This window comes from Pseudomonas sp. Root401 (assembly GCF_001425105.1).
Classification (GTDB): Bacteria; Pseudomonadota; Gammaproteobacteria; order Pseudomonadales; family Pseudomonadaceae; genus Aquipseudomonas; species Aquipseudomonas brassicacearum.
The window spans coordinates 19,080-37,593 of the sequence record NZ_LMDO01000066.1 but is presented as its reverse complement, the minus strand read 5'-3'; the positions used below and the strand labels follow the sequence as shown (position 1 = coordinate 37,593).

16 protein-coding genes are annotated in these 18,514 nt (G+C 60.8%); 9 read left to right on the top strand and 7 right to left on the bottom strand.

What is annotated here, in order from left to right:
• The first annotated feature begins 65 nt into the window (after positions 1–65).
• From ASC85_RS29995 to groL, 4 genes are all read left to right on the top strand, one after another.
• Entirely contained in the window at positions 66–797 is a 732-nt protein-coding gene (locus ASC85_RS29995; protein ID WP_057452494.1) for a HugZ family pyridoxamine 5'-phosphate oxidase, read from the top strand.
• Positions 798–863: 66 nt separating this feature from the next.
• Positions 864–1,340: an FxsA family protein gene (locus ASC85_RS29990; RefSeq protein ID WP_014339863.1), complete on the top strand. Its 477-nt coding sequence runs from the start codon at positions 864–866 to the stop codon at positions 1,338–1,340.
• Between the two features lie 244 nt (positions 1,341–1,584).
• Complete coding sequence (locus ASC85_RS29985) at positions 1,585–1,878, top strand: co-chaperone GroES (protein WP_003204913.1); 294 nt, start codon at positions 1,585–1,587, stop codon at positions 1,876–1,878.
• Between the two features lie 50 nt (positions 1,879–1,928).
• Positions 1,929–3,572, top strand: coding sequence for a chaperonin GroEL (groL, locus tag ASC85_RS29980; protein WP_053124505.1), 1,644 nt, complete (start codon positions 1,929–1,931; stop codon positions 3,570–3,572).
• A 212-nt stretch (positions 3,573–3,784) separates the two neighbouring features.
• Here the strand turns inward: groL and ASC85_RS29975 are convergent, their stop codons facing one another.
• Complete coding sequence (locus tag ASC85_RS29975) at positions 3,785–4,528, bottom strand: phosphatase PAP2 family protein (RefSeq protein WP_057452584.1); 744 nt, start codon at positions 4,526–4,528, stop codon at positions 3,785–3,787.
• A 310-nt stretch (positions 4,529–4,838) separates the two neighbouring features.
• Between ASC85_RS29975 and colR the strand changes: the two genes are divergently transcribed.
• The 5 genes from colR (at position 4,839) to ASC85_RS29950 (ending at position 8,529) form a co-directional block, all read left to right on the top strand.
• Positions 4,839–5,522, top strand: a complete 684-nt coding sequence (colR, locus tag ASC85_RS29970) for a two-component system response regulator ColR (RefSeq protein WP_057452493.1) — start codon at positions 4,839–4,841, stop codon at positions 5,520–5,522.
• The gene (locus ASC85_RS29965) at positions 5,512–6,789 is read left to right on the top strand and encodes a sensor histidine kinase (RefSeq protein WP_057452492.1); all 1,278 of its coding nucleotides are present in this window, start codon (positions 5,512–5,514) and stop codon (positions 6,787–6,789) included. The genes colR and ASC85_RS29965 overlap by 11 nt, the downstream gene beginning before the upstream one ends.
• 126 nt (positions 6,790–6,915) lie before the next feature.
• Positions 6,916–7,584: a class I SAM-dependent methyltransferase gene (locus ASC85_RS29960; protein ID WP_057452491.1), complete on the top strand. Its 669-nt coding sequence runs from the start codon at positions 6,916–6,918 to the stop codon at positions 7,582–7,584.
• A gap of 4 nt (positions 7,585–7,588) precedes the next feature.
• Positions 7,589–8,299, top strand: coding sequence for a lipopolysaccharide kinase InaA family protein (locus ASC85_RS29955; RefSeq protein WP_057452490.1), 711 nt, complete (start codon positions 7,589–7,591; stop codon positions 8,297–8,299).
• 2 nt (positions 8,300–8,301) lie between these two features.
• A complete protein-coding gene (locus ASC85_RS29950) occupies positions 8,302–8,529 on the top strand; it encodes a hypothetical protein (protein WP_013694093.1) in 228 nt (75 codons plus the stop codon).
• 341 nt (positions 8,530–8,870) lie between these two features.
• Here the strand turns inward: ASC85_RS29950 and ASC85_RS29945 are convergent, their stop codons facing one another.
• From ASC85_RS29945 to ASC85_RS29920, 6 genes are all read right to left on the bottom strand, one after another.
• Entirely contained in the window at positions 8,871–11,897 is a 3,027-nt protein-coding gene (locus ASC85_RS29945) for a multidrug efflux RND transporter permease subunit (RefSeq protein ID WP_057452489.1), read from the bottom strand.
• Between the two features lie 13 nt (positions 11,898–11,910).
• Positions 11,911–13,059, bottom strand: a complete 1,149-nt coding sequence (locus ASC85_RS29940) for an efflux RND transporter periplasmic adaptor subunit (protein ID WP_057452488.1) — start codon at positions 13,057–13,059, stop codon at positions 11,911–11,913.
• Between the two features lie 155 nt (positions 13,060–13,214).
• The gene (locus ASC85_RS29935; RefSeq protein WP_057452487.1) at positions 13,215–14,312 is read right to left on the bottom strand and encodes a DUF1513 domain-containing protein; all 1,098 of its coding nucleotides are present in this window, start codon (positions 14,310–14,312) and stop codon (positions 13,215–13,217) included.
• A 2-nt stretch (positions 14,313–14,314) separates the two neighbouring features.
• The gene (locus ASC85_RS29930; protein WP_057452486.1) at positions 14,315–15,379 is read right to left on the bottom strand and encodes an imelysin family protein; all 1,065 of its coding nucleotides are present in this window, start codon (positions 15,377–15,379) and stop codon (positions 14,315–14,317) included.
• A 28-nt stretch (positions 15,380–15,407) separates the two neighbouring features.
• A complete protein-coding gene (locus ASC85_RS29925; RefSeq protein WP_057452485.1) occupies positions 15,408–16,835 on the bottom strand; it encodes a di-heme oxidoreductase family protein in 1,428 nt (475 codons plus the stop codon).
• A 303-nt stretch (positions 16,836–17,138) separates the two neighbouring features.
• The gene (locus ASC85_RS29920) at positions 17,139–18,479 is read right to left on the bottom strand and encodes a sensor histidine kinase (protein WP_057452484.1); all 1,341 of its coding nucleotides are present in this window, start codon (positions 18,477–18,479) and stop codon (positions 17,139–17,141) included.
• Between the last annotated feature and the right edge of the window lie 35 nt (positions 18,480–18,514).

The following is an 18,514-nucleotide window of genomic DNA, read 5'->3' as shown; positions in this document are numbered from 1 at the left end:
GTACCGGAACATTACTCCAGTCACCTGACCGTTTTCTAGACGGATTTCATTAAAGGAGTCATAAGTTGAGCGTTGAAGCTGCCAAGCATGCCCGGGAACTACTGCTCAAGGAGTACCGTGGAGTGCTCTCCACTCATTCCAAATCCATGCCCGGCTTTCCGTTCGGCTCCGTGGTGCCCTATTGCCTGGACGAACAAGGCCGGCCACTGATCCTGATCAGCCGTATCGCCCAGCACACTCACAATCTGCAGAAAGACCCCAAGTGTTCGATGCTGGTGGGCGAGCGGGGCGCCGAGGATGTGCAGGCCGTCGGGCGCCTGACCTACCTGGCCGAGGCCCGCAAACTCGAAGACAGTGGCGCCATCGAGGCTGCCGCCGAGCGTTACTACCGCTATTTCCCTGACTCGCAGAACTACCACAAGGCCCATGATTTCGATTTCTGGGTGCTCGAGCCGGTGCGCCATCGCTACATCGGCGGCTTTGGTGCCATTCACTGGATCGACCAGCTCACCCTGGCCAATCCCTTCGCCGGCAAAGCCGAAGCCAGCATGGTCGAGCACATGAATGCCGATCACGCCAAGGCCATCGCCCATTACGTGGAATTGACCGGCCTGCCGAAAAGCGAACCGGCACAACTGGCGGGCATCGACAGCGAGGGCATGCACTTGCGCATTGGCCAGGGCCTACACTGGCTGGCGTTTCCGACGCCTTGCAACACGCCGACACAAGTGCGCGAAGCCTTGGTTTATCTGGCTCACGCCGAGCAATGGCCAAAAAATGCGGAAGTCGACGCTTGAATTCACGAAAGGGCGACGTCATTTAGGGTTTCATAGCAAGGCATTCTTGCGTTGAGGAACCATTTGATGCGCCCTTTTTTGTTGCTCTTTCTGCTGTTCCCGGTGTTGGAGCTGTTCGTATTCGTCAAGGTCAGCGGTGCGATCGGGTTTTTCCCGGCGTTGCTGCTGGTCATTCTCGGCTCGATGCTCGGCGTGTTCGTGCTGCGTATCGCCGGCCTCGCCACGGCATTGCGTGCCCGTGAAAGCCTGAACCGCGGCGAGTTGCCCGCCCAGACCATGCTCGAAGGCCTGATGCTGGCCCTGGGTGGCGGCCTGTTGATCCTGCCAGGCTTTATCAGCGACGTGCTGGGCCTGGTCATGCTGTTGCCGTTCACCCGTCGGCTGCTGGCCAATAAAATGCGTCAGCGCGCCGAAGAGCAGGCGATGCGTCAGCGTGCTTTCGCCGATGACCTCCAACCCCGCGGCGGTCCGGCACCGCGCGAGCCTGTGGGCCGCGAGCCCAACGTGATCGAAGGCGAATTCGAACACCGCGATTCCAAGTAATATCCTCGCCACGGCGCCTTCGGGCGCCGTGTTCGTTTTGGCGGCATGGAGTAAAAAATTTTCTGTCCCCGCCCTTGTAATCCACTTGTACGCCCTTATGTAACGGTCACCGCAAGGTTTCCGGTGGTGACACCGGACAGACTTCCGCGGTTCGACTGACGAACCGCACCCGGCTCCGCCGGCTTTGTTAAACCCGCCGGGACTACACCGGCCGATGAAAACCAAAAATTAGGAGAGATCGACAATGAAGCTTCGTCCTCTGCATGACCGCGTCGTCATCCGTCGCAGCGAAGAAGAGAAGAAAACCGCTGGCGGTATCGTCCTGCCAGGTTCGGCTGCTGAAAAAGCCAACCACGGTGAAGTTCTCGCTGTAGGCCCAGGCAAGGCACTGGAAAACGGTGAAGTACGTGCGCTGGCCGTGAAAGTGGGTGACAAGGTTGTGTTCGGCCCTTACTCCGGCAGCAACACAGTGAAAGTCGACGGCGAAGACCTGCTGGTAATGAGCGAGAACGAAATCCTCGCTGTCCTCGAAGGCTGATTCCCCCGCCCATTTTCCCGTTACTACAAAGTATTTAAGGAATATCGATCATGGCTGCTAAAGAAGTTAAATTCGGCGATTCCGCCCGCAAGAAAATGCTCGCCGGTGTCAACGTCCTGGCTGACGCAGTAAAAGCGACCCTCGGCCCGAAAGGCCGTAACGTGATCATCGAGAAGAGCTTCGGCGCTCCGACCATCACCAAGGACGGCGTTTCCGTAGCCAAAGAAATCGAGCTGAAAGACCGCTTCGAAAACATGGGCGCGCAACTGGTCAAAGACGTTGCCTCCCGTGCCAACGATGACGCTGGCGACGGCACCACCACCGCTACCGTCCTGGCTCAATCGATCGTCAACGAAGGCCTGAAAGCCGTCGCTGCCGGCATGAACCCGATGGACCTCAAGCGCGGCATCGACAAGGCGACCATCGCCATTGTCAAAGAACTCAAGGCCCTGTCCAAGCCATGCGCTGACACCAAGGCAATCGCTCAGGTCGGCACCATCTCCGCCAACTCCGACAACTCCATCGGCGACATCATTGCCGAAGCCATGGAAAAAGTCGGTAAAGAAGGCGTGATCACCGTTGAAGAAGGCTCGGGCCTGGAAAACGAACTGTCGGTCGTAGAAGGCATGCAGTTCGACCGTGGCTACCTGTCCCCGTACTTCGTCAACAAGCCGGACACCATGACCGCCGAACTCGACGGCCCGCTGATCCTGCTGGTGGACAAGAAGATCTCCAACATCCGCGAAATGCTGCCCGTGCTGGAAGCCGTTGCCAAAGCCGGCCGCCCACTGCTGATCGTGGCTGAAGACGTTGAAGGCGAAGCCCTGGCGACCCTGGTCGTGAACAACATGCGCGGTATCGTCAAGGTTGCTGCCGTCAAGGCACCAGGCTTCGGTGATCGTCGCAAGGCCATGCTGCAGGACATCGCCGTACTGACCGGCGGTACCGTTATCTCCGAAGAGATCGGCCTGAGCCTGGAAAGCACCACCCTGGAGCACCTGGGTAACGCCAAGCGCGTGATCCTGTCCAAGGAAAACACCACCGTGATCGACGGTGCTGGCGTTGAGGCTGACATCCAGGCTCGCGTGACTCAGATCCGCGCACAAGTGGCCGAGACTTCGTCCGACTACGACCGTGAAAAACTGCAAGAGCGCCTGGCCAAGCTGTCCGGCGGCGTTGCAGTGATCAAGGTTGGCGCTGGTTCCGAAGTTGAAATGAAAGAGAAGAAAGCCCGCGTTGAAGACGCCCTGCACGCGACCCGCGCAGCCGTCGAAGAAGGCGTGGTACCTGGCGGCGGCGTGGCACTGGTTCGTGCCCTGCAAGCCATCAGCGAACTCAAAGGCGACAACGATGACCAGAACGTGGGCATCCAGTTGCTGCGTCGCGCTGTAGAAGCCCCGCTGCGCCAGATCGTTGCCAACTCCGGCGACGAGCCAAGCGTTGTGGTCGACAAGGTCAAGCAGGGTTCGGGTAACTACGGTTACAACGCTGCTACCGGCGAATACGGCGACATGATCGAAATGGGTATCCTGGACCCAGCCAAAGTGACTCGTTCAGCTCTGCAAGCGGCTTCGTCGATTGCCAGCCTGATGATCACCACCGAGGCGATGATCGCTGAAATCAAGGAAGACGCTCCAGCTGGCGGCGGTATGCCAGACATGGGTGGCATGGGCGGCATGGGCGGCATGATGTAAGCCAGCCTTACCCCTGTAGCGAAAAACCCCGCCTGCGAAAGCTAGCGGGGTTTTTTATTGCCTTGGGTTTGCCCCTGCATTGAGCTGGGCCCGACTGTCTCTGTGGGAGCAAAGCTTGCTCGCGATTGCGGTGGGTCAGCTTGCCAGGATGTTGAAGCTGCCATCGTATTCGCGAGCAAGCTTTGCTCCCACAGGGTTTGTCCGAGGCGCTTTCAGGCGTTGGAGGGCTGGCTCAACGCTACGTGATCAGTCATGACGGCCGGTCGGTACAGGATGTAGTAGTAGCACCCCAGGCAGATCAGCCAACAGAACACCGCGGTCCACACGTTGTGGGAAAAGAAGTGGGCCCCTTGCATCATCCGCCCCAGGGAGAACACCGTTCCCAACGTGAACGCGAATATCAGAGCCTGGCGGGCCAGCCGCGGGCGGCGGTCGCGCAGGACGAAGAACAGCGCAAACAACGTGAACCCGGTAGCGGCGTGACCGCCGGGCCAGCATCGACCGGGTTTGTCCGTGGCCGGGCGCGGGCTTAGCAGCTCACTGTAGGTTTCCTTGCCACCGAATTCCTTCAGGCTCCAGGGGCATTGCACCGCCGTCACCGCTTTCATCGGCGTGACGAAGGACGTCGCCAGTGCCAGGGACAGCACCAGGCAGCCCAATTCCCGTTTGAACGGTTTGAGCCGGGTGATGAAGAACGAGCTGATGAATCCCAGGATCGCCAGCACGGAGAACACGATGACCAACTCTTTGGCTCGATCGTGCAGGATGTCTTCGAGGAAAAAGCTGTGGCGGCCGATGAATCCACCCGCCATCGGGTCGTAAAACAGCTTGGCCGCGTCCATGTCCAGCGTGGTCAGTTCCAGCAACACCAGCGTCGCTGCGACAACGGCGGGCAGGCCCAGGGCAACCCAGAAATTCAGGGGCCTGGAAGCGGGGCGGATGGCGGTGGAAACCATGGCAGTACCTTTGACGGAGGTTTTCGTAAGCAGCGCGTTGCGCAGTCTGGTCTGCATTGCGTCGGGACGGTGTGAATGTTGGGTGAAAAACTCGTCAATGCCTACACAGTCCTGTTCCTGAGTTCACTGGATCTTTGTGGGAGCGAGCTTGCTCGCGATAGCGTCGGCACACCCAACATTGATGGCGGCTGATCCACCGCTATCGCGAGCAAGCTCGCTCCCACAGCCGATACAACCCTAGCCGTCAGCCAAACTTGGCCGTAAGCTGCGCGGGCCGAGATGGCCGTTAACTGTGTACACAGAGGTGCCCATGCGAATTCTATTGGTCGAAGACAACCGCGATATCCTGGCCAACCTGGCCGATTACCTGGGGCTCAAGGGCTACACCGTCGATTGTGCCCAGGACGGTTTGTCGGGGTTGCACCTGGCCGCGACCGAACACTACGACCTGATCGTGCTCGATATCATGCTGCCGGGCATCGACGGCTATACCTTGTGCAAGCGCCTGCGTGAAGACGCCCGGCGCGATACACCCGTGATCATGCTCACCGCCCGGGACCAGTTGGACGACCGGCTGCAGGGCTTCAAGTCCGGGGCCGATGACTACCTGATCAAACCGTTTGCCCTGTCGGAACTGGCGGCGCGGATCGAAGCCGTCATGCGTCGGTCCCAAGGTGGTGGCCGTCGTGCCTTGCAGGTCGGCGACCTGACCTACGACCTCGACACCTTGGAAGTGACGCGTGAAGGCAAGCTGCTCAAGCTCAACCCTGTCGGCCTCAAGCTGCTGGCGGTACTGATGCAGAAAAGCCCTCACGTGCTGCGTCGCGAAATCCTCGAAGAAGCGTTGTGGGGTGATGATTGCCCGGACAGCGACAGCCTGCGCAGCCACGTACATCAACTGCGCCAGGTGATCGACAAGCCGTTCGACAAGCCGTTGTTGCACACGGTACACGGCGTCGGCTATCGCTTGGCCGAGGGCCGCGATGGAGTTTAAGCAGAGCCTCGCCCAACGGATCATCATCGCCTTTGCGCTGATGAGCGCATTGGTGGCTGGCGCTTTCGCCATGGGCATCGTGGCGACGGTCCACCTGGTAGAAGAAAAACTGATCTCCGCCGGGCTTGGCGGCGATCTGCAGCGCTTGCTGTTGATGGACAGTGTCTCGGACTGGAACCATCGCCCGGAACCCGACCAGTTGTTTTATTTCAGCGGTGGCCCAGGTGACTTCGAGTTGCCCAAGGATCTGCGCCATCTGGAGCGTGGTTTCCACGAAGTGTTTCGCGAGCAGTTGTCATATCACGCCATGGTCGAGATCGTTGACGGCCGGCATTACGTGTTGCTGCAGGACCAGAGCGACTTCGAGGAGCGTGAGAGGGTGCTGTTCGCTGTGGTGCTGGTGGGCTTTGTGCTCAGCCTGGCGCTGGCGGTATTTTTGGGCTGGGTCCTGGCACGCCGGGTGATGGCGCCGGTGGTTCGCCTGGCCCGGCAAGTGCGCCATCGCGACCAGCTCCTGGGTCTGGCTCCGCCGCTGGCCCCGGATTATGCCGCCGATGAAGTGGGTGAACTGGCCGTGGCGTTCGACGCGACGCTTGGGCGATTGCGCCAGGCCCTGACCCGCGAACGATTGTTCACCAGCGACGTGAGCCACGAATTGCGCACACCGTTGATGGTCTTGGCGACCTCCTGTGAATTACTGCTGGAAAACCCGGCATTGGACCAGCGTGGTCGCACCCAGGTCGAACGCATCAACAGGGCCAGTGAAGAGATGCGCGAGCTGGTGCAGACCTTCCTGATGCTTGCCAGGGCCCAGCGCGAAGACAACGGCATGTCGCCTCGGCTGAACCTTGCACAGGTGGCTGAAAATCTCCTCGGAGTATGGCGCGGCCCCATCGAATCCAAAGGCCTGACGCTGATCTTCGAACCGGGACAAACCCTCGACACCCTGTATAACGCCACGTTCCTCACCGCCGTCATGGGCAACCTGCTGCGAAATGCCTTGCACTACACCGACCAGGGGTTCATCCGTCTCTCGTTGACTGCCACCGGCTTCGTGGTCGAGGACAGTGGCGTGGGCATCCCGGAGGAGAAGCGCGAGGCGATGTTCGAGCCATTCGTGCGCGGCAACGAAAAGCGCGGTGAGGGGCTGGGGTTGGGGCTGTCACTGGTGCAACGGATTTGCGAAAACCAGGGCTGGACGGTGAGCCTCAGTACGATGGAGCCCAACGGTTGCCATTTCGAGGTGGAGCTGAATCCGAAGGCATGATCGCCAGGTTGGAAAAATCCTGTAAAGATTCGGTCATGTACATGACAAAGTTTTCACAAAGTGATGACCTGACCCTGACATACCAATTCATAAGGTGGGGGCTATCCAGACTGGAGGCCCCCATCGATGCCCGACCCTATCAAACTCGATTTTTCCGAGAAATATGACGAGCAGCACGCCAAGAAATATTTTCATAAGCATCGAGGCAGCTTGAGTCGCCGTCTTTCCAACCTACGAGACCAGCAACTGGCCCGCCGCGCATTAGCACTCGTGGGCGACCCCGGCCTGGTGTTGGACCTGCCATGCGGTGCCGGGCGATTCTGGTCCCTGTTGGCCGAAAAACCGAACCGGGTCATCATCGGCGCAGACAATTCCGAGGCCATGCTCAAGACCGCAATGGAGGCTCAACCGGCCGATGTGGTGAAACGGGTACAACCCTTGCACACTTCTGCGTTCGACATCGCCTTGCCTGATAACGCCGTCGACAGCATTTTTTGCATGCGCCTGTTGCACCACATCGGTGAACCCGCCCATCGACTGGCAATTCTTAGGGAATTCCAGCGTGTCAGCCGCGACAGCGTGATCGTTTCGTTATGGGTCGATGGCAATTTCAAGGCCTGGAAACGCAAGCGCCAGGAACGCACTCGTGGGCAAAAAGACTACCAGAATCGATTTGTGTTACCGGTTGCTACAGTAGAGGAGGAGTTTCGGCAGGCAGGGTTTCGCATTCAGGAACGACTGGATTTTCTACCGCTCTATGCCATGTGGCGAGTTTATGTATTACGCAAGAGGTAAAGGCATGGGTGTGCAGGCAGTAGAGGCATCAACGATTCACCCCGGTGACTTTGAACATTTCTGGAGTCAGCAGGGTGAGTGGGTGGAAGAGCCCAATGTGCGTCGCGGCGGTGAAAGCGGCGTGCAACGGATCAAGAGCAAGGACGGCAAGCTGCTTTATGCCAAGCGTCAGACCGGACATATTTATCGCAGCTGGTTGTACCCGTTCGGTCGACCGACCGTGCTGCGCGAGCAAGACGCACTCCTGGCGTTGACCCGATTGGGTGTTCGCGTCCCCCAGCTCATTTTCTGTGGCGCCCAGCGGGACCCGGTTCACAAGTGGCGTGCGTTGCTGGTGACACAGGCGCTGGAAGGTTTTGAAGAGATCGAGCACTGGTATGCCGGGGGTGGCCGCGAGCGCCATGGCGAAGCCGTGCATGATCAAGTCCTCCTGACACTGGCTGAGAACCTGGTCCGCATGCACAAGGGCCGTTGGCAACATGGCTGTATCTACATCAAGCATGTCTTTGTGCGCGTGACCGGAGAGGGCGAGGCGGCCAAGGCTGAAGTGGCTTTGCTCGATTTTGAGAAGTGTCGCCAGCGTCTGACTGCACAACGTGCGGCATCCCATGACCTGAAGCAGTTGCGGCGCCACTCGTCGTTCAGCGACGCTGACTGGAAAAAACTCGTCTACTTTTACGAGGCGGCGTTTGGCAGCGCTATCAAAGGTTTATAGCGATGAAATTAGAAATTGCTAGAGGTTTGTTTTTGGTCGGAGCCCTGGCAGTTGCATCGATGGCGGTGGCTGTGTGGGAGCAGCCACGCTCGCAGATCCTCAGTGCTTCCAATGCTGATGCGCATTGTCCTTTGCCGCGCGTGGCAAAGGTCAGCGAGACGATCCGACCGGACAATGACCTGCTGCTGTTCATGTTCAGCCTGTCCCAGGGGATGAGGCCGCAAAGTTGAGAGACATGAAGCCAAAATAAAGGCCTCGCTTGTGCGAGGCCTTTATTTTTGTTTTGGTTTTTTAGAAGGCCACTACAAGCCTCCAGTCAAACACCCAACCCGTGGCGAGGGAGCTTGCTCCCGCTGGAGCTGTATGGGCGGTGTAGGAACTGTGCAGGAGCTGTGTAGGAGCTGTCGAGTGCAACGAGGCTGCGATCTTTCCACAGCCAATTAAGTCTAGAGCGAAAGATCAAGATCAAGATCAAAAGATCGCAGGCTTCGCCAGCTCCTACAGAGCCGAGCGGGAGCAAGCTCCCTCGCCACAAAAACATCCCGTACCAGCAAGTTTGCTTGAACACTCCTCAGGCCTTGTCCGGCTTGGCCAGCAGCGTGTAGACGCAAGGCAACACGAACAGCGTGAACAAGGTACCAATCGACATCCCGGTGGCGATCACCATGCCAATGTCGAAGCGGCTCACCGCGCCGGCACCGGTGGCGAGGATCAACGGCACCATGCCGAACACCATTGCTGCGGTGGTCATCAGTACCGGCCGTAGACGAATCGACGCAGCTTGTTCCACGGCTTCCCGCGGTGTCAGGTTCTGTTCCCTGCGCAGCTGGTTGGCGAATTCGACAATCAGGATCCCGTGCTTGCTGATCAGGCCAATCAGCGTCACCAGCCCCACCTGGGTATAGATGTTCATGCTCGACCAGCCGAGGAACAACGGAATCAAGGCGCCACAAATCGACAGCGGCACGGTCACCAGGATCACCAGCGGGTCCCGGAAGCTTTCGAACTGCGCGGCCAGTACCAGGAAGATGATCGCCAGTGCCAGGGCAAAGGTCACCCACAACGCGCTGCCTTCCTGTACGAATTGGCGCGAAGCCCCGGCGTAATCGAAGGCGAACCCCACCGGGGCTTCCTCCCGGGCGATCTGACGGACAGTCTCGATCGCCTCGCCCATGCTCACGATGGGAAAGCCCGAAATGGTCACCGCATTGAGCTGCTGGAACTGGTTCAGTTGTCGCGGTCGCGCCCGGTCGCTGACCTTGATCAGGGTCGACAGCGGGAGTGATTCACCCTTGGTATTTTTCACGTAGTAATTGTTCAACCAGTCCGGGTTGTCCCGGAAGGGGCGTTCGACCTGGGCAATGACCTTGTAGCTGCGTCCCTCGAGCGTGAAGCGGTTGATCTCGGCTTCACCCAGCAGTGTCGCCAGGGTACCGCCCAGGTCCTGCATCGAAACGCCCATCTGGGCGGCCTTGGCGCGATCGACATCCACCACGACTTCGGGTTTGTCGAACGCCAGGTCTATGTCCATGAAGGCGAACTTGCCGGATTCCAATGCGCGCTTTTTGACCCGGTCGGCAATCTCCAGCAGCGTCGCATAATCCTTCGGCGAGTTGATGACGAACGCAAATGGCAAGCCTTCACCGGTGCCCGGCAGCGAGGGCAGGTTGAAACCGAATATCTGCAAGCCAGGCACGCTTTCCAGCTTGGCCTGGACCTCTGGCAGGATTTCCATCTGGGTGCGGCTGCGTTCGTTCCAGGGCTTGAGCAGGAAGCCGCCGATGCCCGACTGTACGCCGTTGTAGCCGTTGATCTGGAACGAGGAGTAGTACTCCGGGAACTCCTTGAAGATGGTAATGAAGTGATCGGTGTACGTGTTCAGGTAGTCGAGATTGGTTGGCTGCGGGGCGCTGGCCATCATGAAGATGATGCCCTGATCCTCGTCGGGAGCCAGTTCGGACTTGGTGAACATGATCAGCACCGGGATCAGCAGCAGGACGATCACGGCGAACACCAGTACCACCGGCCGGGTATTGAGCGTGCCGTGAAGCATGCGCTGGTAACGGCTCTTCAAGCGTTCGAAAACCATGTCCAGCCGATGGGCCAGCCCCGAGGGGTTCTCATCGTGGCGCAGGAGCATGGCGCACATCATCGGTGACAAGGTCAGGGCGACGATCCCGGAGATCACCACTGCCCCGGCCAGGGTCAATGCGAACTCCTTGAACAAAGCGCCCGTCAGGCCCTCGAGCAAACCGATCGGTGCGTACACCGCCGCCAGGGTGATGGTCATCGAGACCACCGGCATGGCGATTTCCCGGGCGCCTTCTATTGCGGCGTCGAATGGGGTCTTGCCTTCCTCGATGTGCCGGTGAATGTTCTCCACCACCACGATGGCGTCGTCCACCACCAGACCGATGGCGAGCACCATGGCCAGCAGGGTCAGGAGGTTCATCGAGTAGCCCATCAACTGCATGAAGAACATCACGCCGATCATCGACAGCGGGATGGTCACCACCGGGATGACCACCGAACGCAGGGCGCCGAGGAACAGGAACACCACGACAATGACGATCAGCACCGCCTCGAACAGGGTTTTCACCACTTCGTCGATGGAGGCCTGGATGAAAAGGGTGGCGTCGTAGGCGATCTCGGCCTTGAGGTTGGCCGGGAGCTGGGCCTCCATGTCCGGCATGATCTTGCGCACTTCCTTGATCACATCCAGCGGGTTCGCACCGGGCGTGGCCTTGATCCCGATGTACACCGAGGGCGTGCCACCAAAGGAACTGATGGAGTCGTAGTTCTCGGCGCCCATTTCCACGCGGGCCACGTCCCGTAGCAACACGCGGCTGTCGCCGTCGGTCTTGAGCGGGATCGCGCCGAAGGCCTCGGCGGACTTGAGTTCGGTGTTGGCGTTGATGCTGGTGACCACATACTCGCCTTTCACTTCACCGGCGGCGGAGAGGAAGTTGTGCTGGCGTACGGCATTGGTCACGTCGGCGGCAGTCAGGCCGAAGCCGGCGAGCTTGACCGGGTCCAGCCACAGGCGCATGGCGAAGACCTGGTTGCCGAGGATCTCTGCCTCTGCCATGCCTGGCAGGGTCGCCAGTTTGGGCTGGATCACCCGTGACAGGTAGTCGGTGATCTGCGGGTTGTTCAGTTCCTTGCTGAAGAAGCTGATGTACATCAGTGCCGAGGCATCGGCGGCCTCGCGGCTGAGAACTGGGTCCTCGGCATCCTGGGGCAGCTGGTTCTTGACCTCGTTGGCCTTGGCCAGCAGTTCGGTAAAGAGCCGGTCGCTGTTGGAGCCGATGCGCGCATAGACCGAAATCACCGAGAAATTCTGGCGGCTGACCGAGGTCATGTAGTCGATGCCCTCGGCACTGGCCAGGCTCTGCTGCATCGGCTGGGTGATGTAGCCCTGGATGGTTTCGGCATTGGCCCCGGGGTAGGCGGTGGTCACCGTGATCAGGGCGTTCTCCATTTGTGGATACTGACGCAGGGGCAACTTGCTCCAGGCCTGGAAGCCCAGCAGCACGATCAACAGGCTGACCACGGTGGCGAGCACCGGACGGCGGATGAATGGATCGGTAAAAGCCATGGGGGTTCCTTGATCAGTCCACGCGCGTTGGGCTGTTCTGTTCGGTCAGGGTCTTGTCGTCGCTGATGGCGATCGGCGTGCCGTTGTCGAGTTTGAGCTGGCCGGCGATCACGATTTGCTCGCCGCGCTGCACGCCTTTGGTAACCAGCACCTGCCCGTCGCGTCGCTCGCCGGTTTCTACGGAACGCCGTTCAGCGATCAGGACCGGCTGGCCCTTGTCGTCTTTCTCGACACCGCCGTCGGCGGTTTTCTTCTGGGTCACCACGTACATGGAGTTGCCGTAGAGGGTGTAGGTCACGGCGCTTTCCGGCACGACGATTCCGGCGGCCACGTCCGGCAGGATCACCTGCAGGTTGGCGAACATGCCGGGCAGCAGCTTGCCGTCGGGGTTGGCCAAGGTGGCACGCACCAGCACGTTGCGAGTGCTGTCCTCGACCTTGGGGTTGATCGCGCTGATGGTGGCGACGAAGTTTTGCCCGGGATAGGCCGAGACACTGACGTTGACCGACTGGGCAACGGCGAGCCTGGGCACGGTTTGCTCGGGGACGTAGAAGTCTACGTAAAGGCTGCTGAGGTCCTGCAGGGTGGCGATCACCGTGCCGCTGGCCAGGTAGTCGCCGACGTCCACCTGGCGAATGCCGATGGTGCCGCTGAATGGCGCCAGGATCTGCTTTTTGGCCAGCGAAGCCTTGAGCTGGTTGACCGTGGCCTGGTTCTTCTTCAGTTGTGCCGAGAGCCGGTCGAATTCGCCCTTGGAGATCGCCTGGCTGCCCACCAGTTGTCGGCCGCGACCGAAATCCAGTTGCGCCAGGCCAAGGTCGGCCTCGGCGGTTTCCAACAGGGCGCTTTCGACTTCACTGTCCAGTTGCAGGAGCGGTTGGCCAGCCTTGACCTTCTGCCCGGACTGGAATTGCACCTTCTGCACGGTCCCGGCGATTTCCAGGCTCAGGTCCACGCCTTGCAGCGCCTTGAGGCTGCCAACCGTGGGCAGGCGAGCTTGCCAGGGTTGCTGGGCGGCCGTGGCGACGGCCACGCTGACCGGCGGTTTGGGTGCAGAAAACATCTGGATCTGCTGGTAGACGGAGAAGGCCTTGTAGCCGGCGAGCAACAGCACCACCAGCAGGACAACACCCAACATGATCAGCATGCGGCGTCGCAGCATGTTCCACTTCCTTGGAAAAGAGCTGAGAGAAAATACAGATAGGCGGGCACATTACTCTGAGTGTGCGGGCTATTCCAGATGCTGGCGGGCTGGAGGCGCGTGGGATTTTTCTGAAAAAACAGGGAGCTCGGCACCGAGGTGCTTCGCTCCCTGGCTCAGGCCAGATGCAAATGGTTGTCCCAGAGCCCTGCCGGCAGATCCAGTGGTTTTGCAACCAGTTGTGTCTGCCGGCAATCGTAATAGCGGCAACGCCCTTGGCCCGACGTCACGACAAAACCGTCGGCCACCGCGCCCACGCCGGCGCAGTCCGGCAGCGGCGCATCCAGGCGTACTTCGCCAGTGTCCAGGTCCCAGATGAAGAAGCGGTTGCCACGAGGTGCGGTCAGGGCCACCAGGCGCAGGTCGCTGTGCACCGCGACGCTGGCGGTGTAGTGCCCCATGGCCTGCAATTGCTCTTCGGGCACCGGGAACGCCTGGAAAGGCTGGCCCGGCCGCTTGATCGCCAGCAGTTGCGAGGACTCGTGGGCAGCACCCATGAACTGCTGGCCGGAGACGATGGTGCCGTCGCTGGCGATGCCCAGGTGGCGCACGCTGTTCATCGATTGGGGGAGGGTTTCCTTGCTCAGCAGGGTGCCATCGCGTTGCATCAGCACCAGGCTCGGCTCCATGGCGTCGAGGTTCATTTCGACCCGGCTTTCGGCCTCGGTGCGAATGCCGCCATTGGCCACCACCAGCGTTTCGCCATCGGGCATCCATGAGACCTGGTGCGGCCCGATGCCATGGGTGGACATCTCGCCGCTGTGCACCAGTCGTTCGCCTTCGAAACGGTACACGCCCAACAGGCCGCGTCCCGGGTCGGTGGTGTCGTTCTCGGTGGCATACAGCCATTCGCCGCTTTTGTGGATCACCGCATGGCCGTAGAAATGCCGGTTCGGCAACGAAGTGATGGTTTGCAGCAGCGTCCCGTCGCGCAGGTCGATCAGGTAGCTTTCGGTACCTGGACGACGGGCGACGAACAGCGCAATCGGCTGTGTCGGATGATTGATGATGTCATGGCAACGCTGGCCGACCTGGGTGGCGAACACCCGGGTGCCGTCCAGTCGATAGCCGACGGCGTAGTGCTTGCCGTCGCCGTCGTCCCGTGCCGAAAGCAAGAGTGGGTGCTTGTCCTTTTGCTTGAACAGCGTCCAGCCGCCCAGGGTGACGGCGCCGAGCAGCAAGCTGCCCAGTGCCAGAACCTGACGTCGAAACATGATCAGTCACCGTCGTTGGCATTGAAGCCCAGTTGAATGCCCAGCGCCTTGGCCAGTTCGCCTTCGTGCAGGCGATGGACGACGTTGAGGCTGTCATACAAATCGTTGAGTTGCTGGCGCCCGGCATCATCGTTGAGCATTTCGGTCAACGAGCGCTGGCTGCTGGCGAACAACTTCAAGGAGGCATCGTAGGCGGCATCGATCTTGTCGGCCAGTGGCTTCTGGTCGCTTGGCAACAGGCCGCGCAGGCCCTTGTTGTCCACGCCTGCCCAGACGGTCCTGGCCGCGCTCAGGCTGGCTTCCAGGCCTTGCAACGACGACTGGCTGCGCCAGGCATCGGCCTGGAACGGCTGTGGCACGCCTTTGCTCTGGCGGCCCATCGGAGTGCCGAGTTTTTTCTTCAGCGTGTCCAGGGCGGTGACCTGGACCCGCAGCAGGTCAGCGATGGCCTCGTGGGAGTCGGCGTAGCGCTGGTTGGGGAATTTGCTCATCTGGGCGAGCATGCCGTCGTTGGTGTTCCAGCCCGACAGGATCTCTTCGGCCAGTTGTTTCTGGCGTTCGCCGATGGCGGTGAGCAGCGGGCAATACTTGGCTTTTTGCGCACTGTCGGCCATGTCGATCTTGGCGTCGAACAGCAGGTATTCATAAGCCGAGAGGCCCTGGACCACGACGCTGGACTTGGCCAGGCCGGCGGCGTCGATCTGTGGCTCGCTGTTGACCAATTGCTCGACCTGACGGCCCACCAGGTTTTTCTTGTCCGGCCAGAACTGCACCTGCCAGGCGCGGTTGCCCTCGGCCAGCGGACCGATCAGCAGCGGTTGCAACTCGGCCCAGGCTTTTTGCGCCTTGAGGAAATCGGCGCGGGCGGTTTCCAGGTTTTCCTTGCCTTGGCAGAACGCCAGGGCACTGGTCGCCAGTTGCCGGTCGGCATCGACCCAGCGGCTGTAGGTCGGCAGGATCACTTGCTTGGCGATGGCGGCCGAGGTGACTGCTTGTGGATCCTGGGGCGAGCAGGCACCGAGGGCGATGGCGGCGAGGCTGGTGAACAACAGCTTGGGACGGAACATGTCGTGCTCCCACTTCTGGAAAAGGCGTTTAAAGGGAATTCAGGAAGGCCAGCAACGCAGCGCGCTGCTCGGCATTGAACGCTAAAACCTGGCGCTGCGCCGCTTGTGCTTCGCCGCCATGCCACAGCACCGCTTCGAGCAGGTTGCGGGCCCGGCCGTCATGCAGGAACTGGGTGTGGCCGTTGACGGCTTCGGTCAGGCCGATGCCCCACAGCGGCGGGGTTCGCCAGTCACGGCCGCTGGCCTTGAATTCGCTGCGGTTGTCCGCCAGGCCTTCGCCCATGTCGTGCAACAGCAGGTCGGTGTAAGGGCGGATGACCTGGTTCGCCAACTCCGGTTCGGCGGCGTTGGCGGCGGTGGTGTACTTGGGTGTGTGGCAAGACTGGCAACCGGCCTGGAAAAACAGATTCTTGCCCGCCAGCACCTGGGGTGAATTCACCTCGCGCCGGGCCGGTACGGCGAGGTTGCGGCTATAGAACAGCACCAGTCGCAGGATGTTGTCGCTGACTTCCGGTTCGCCATCGGGGCCGTTGCCGCTGGGTGCGCGCTTGCAGTCGACCTGGGTCTCGGTGCAGTCGTCAAAGGGCCGCAGGCTTGTGGTCAGGCCCATGTCGCCGGAGAACGCGTGGACGTTCTGCTGGTTGAGGTTGGGCTGTCCGGCCTTCCAGCCGAACCGTCCCAGGACGGTTTTTTGCTGGGCATCGTCCCAGACCTGGTTGGGACGCCCGGCGATGCCGTTTTTCTCCCGGGCCTGGGCTTCGGCGTTCGCTAGGATGGCTTCATCGGGGATCGCCTCGAGCAGCCCCAGGCCGATCATCGGCGGGGCGACGCGGGCGGAAAAACGCGTGTCCGGGTGCATCGGCCCATAGGCCAGTTGGGTGATCTGCAGGTCCGGCTTGCGCAGTTCCACGACGGTGCCGTCCTTGAAACGTACCGGAACCGGGGTGTAATCGACCCGCACCTTGCCTTCGGGGGCGACGCCGGGCACGGACATGTCCTGCAATTGCCCACCGTAAACCGGTTCCGGCACCACTCCCAGTTGCTCGATGACCTTGGCGTAGGCCGGTGTGTCGGGAATCGACAGGCGCACCAGCATCGATACTGCGCTGGTCGCGTCCGGCGTTGGCGGGTGGCCGCGACCGTCCTTGACGTGGCAGTTCTGGCAGGCGTTGGTGTTGAACAAGGGCCCGAGGCCGTCCCGGGCAGTGGTGGTCGAGGGGGCGATCACCCAGGGGCTGCGGAAGAAACTGTTGCCGACGCTGAAATCCACGCGCCGCGAGGGCGACAGGTTGGCCGAGGGCAGGGAAAAGGCGTTCTGGTCCGTCTTGCGTACCGTCGCAGCGCCACCGGAACGGGCTTCACCGGGTTCGGCCTGGGTAAAACGCGGGGCATCATCGCAGGCGCTCAGGCCGAGGGCCATGACCAGCGCACATAAACGAAGAGGCAACGACGGCATCGGGCGTCCTGAGAGATGAGTGAAAACGAGGGCGCAAAGTCTAACAGGGCGAGGCAGTTTGAATAAGAGGAATTATCGTTTGCTTTGAAGGAGGGCTGCATGATTCTGACGCTGCGTAGGAGCCGTGTAGGAGCTGTGTAGGAGCTGTGTAGGAGCTGTCGAGTGCAACGAGGCTGCGATCTTGTCCCAGACAATTGAATCTGGAGCGAAAGATCAAAAGATCAAAAGATCAAAAGATCAAAAGATCAAAAGATCAAAAGATCAAAAGATCGCAGCCTTCGGCAGCTCCTACAGTGTACGGCCTCAAGGCTGGACGACAGCCCCCGGCACCAACGGCAGCTCCAGCGTTGCGATGAACCCGCCGCCAGGATGATTGCCCAGCACCAGCGTGCCGCCATGGCGTTCGGCGGCGCGGCGTGCGATGGCCAGGCCCAAGCCATGGCCGGCGGCGGTCTGGCCGGGGGCGCGGTAGAACGGTTCGCCCAATTGTCCCAGGTGTTCGGCCTCCACCCCAGGCCCATGGTCGCGCACGCTGATCAGGATCCGGTCGCCCTGGCGCGCCGCGCGCATCTCGATCGATTGCCCGGCCGGATTGAAGCGCTGGGCGTTGCGCAGCAGGTTGTCCACCGCTCGCTCGATCATGGTCGGCCAGCCCTTGAGGGTCAGGTCCGCCTCGGTTTCGAGCTGCACGGTTTGTTCCGGTGAGGCCAGTTGCGCATCTTTTTGCAGGGTGACCAGCAAGCCGTTGAGTTCCATCTCTTCGGCGCTGGCGTTGTCGGCATCGACCCGGGCCAACACCAGGATTTCACTGATCAGCGCTTCCAGGCGATCGCATTCGCGGGTCAGGCGTGGCCAGAGCCTTTCACGTTCCTCGGGGCTGGCCCGCTCAGCCAAGGCCAAGGCAATGCGCAGCCGGGCCAGGGGCGAGCGCAGTTCGTGGGACACGTCGCGCAGCAGTTGTCGCTGGCTGGTGATCAAGCTTTGCAGGCGCGCGCCCATGCGGTTGAAGTCAGTGGCCAGTACGCCGAACTCATCCCGTCGGTTGGCCAGCTTGGCGAGGCTGTTCTGCTGATAGGCGGCCTGGCCCAGGTCATGCACCGCGCCGCGCAGGCGACTCAGCGGGCGAGTGATGGAAAGCGTCACCAACAGGCTGAACAACGTCAGCACCACCAGCGCGATCCCCAGCGCACTGAGGGGCCAGAGCAGGCTGTCGCGGTGCCAGGCGTCCAGTTCGGGATGGGGGATGCGGTAAATGAACAGGTACGTGTCACCGGTTTTGGCGCTGGTGAATTCGTCGGTCAGTCGCCGCCAGGGCAGGCGTCGCTCGTTGTTGTTCTGCCGAGCTTCGAAGGCCGCGGCGCGATGGGGGAAGGTGCCGCGCACCACCGGGTCGCCGCTTTCGTTGAACACCTGGACGTCGATGTGATACTGGCGCTTGCGCTGTTGCAGGATATCCTGGGCGGCGTCCTCGCCCTGGCTTTCGTAGGTTTGCGTCCACTCTTCGGGCAGGGTATTGAGACCCGGGTGGCGGCTGAGGATCCAGGCGTCCTGATTGAGCATGTGACCCATCAGGATCGAAAGCCCTGCAACCAGGGCGATGGCCAGCCAGAAACTGGCCAGGATGCGCCAGAACAATGAACGCACGGTAAATCCTCGAAAACAAAGAAAGCCCAACGGCG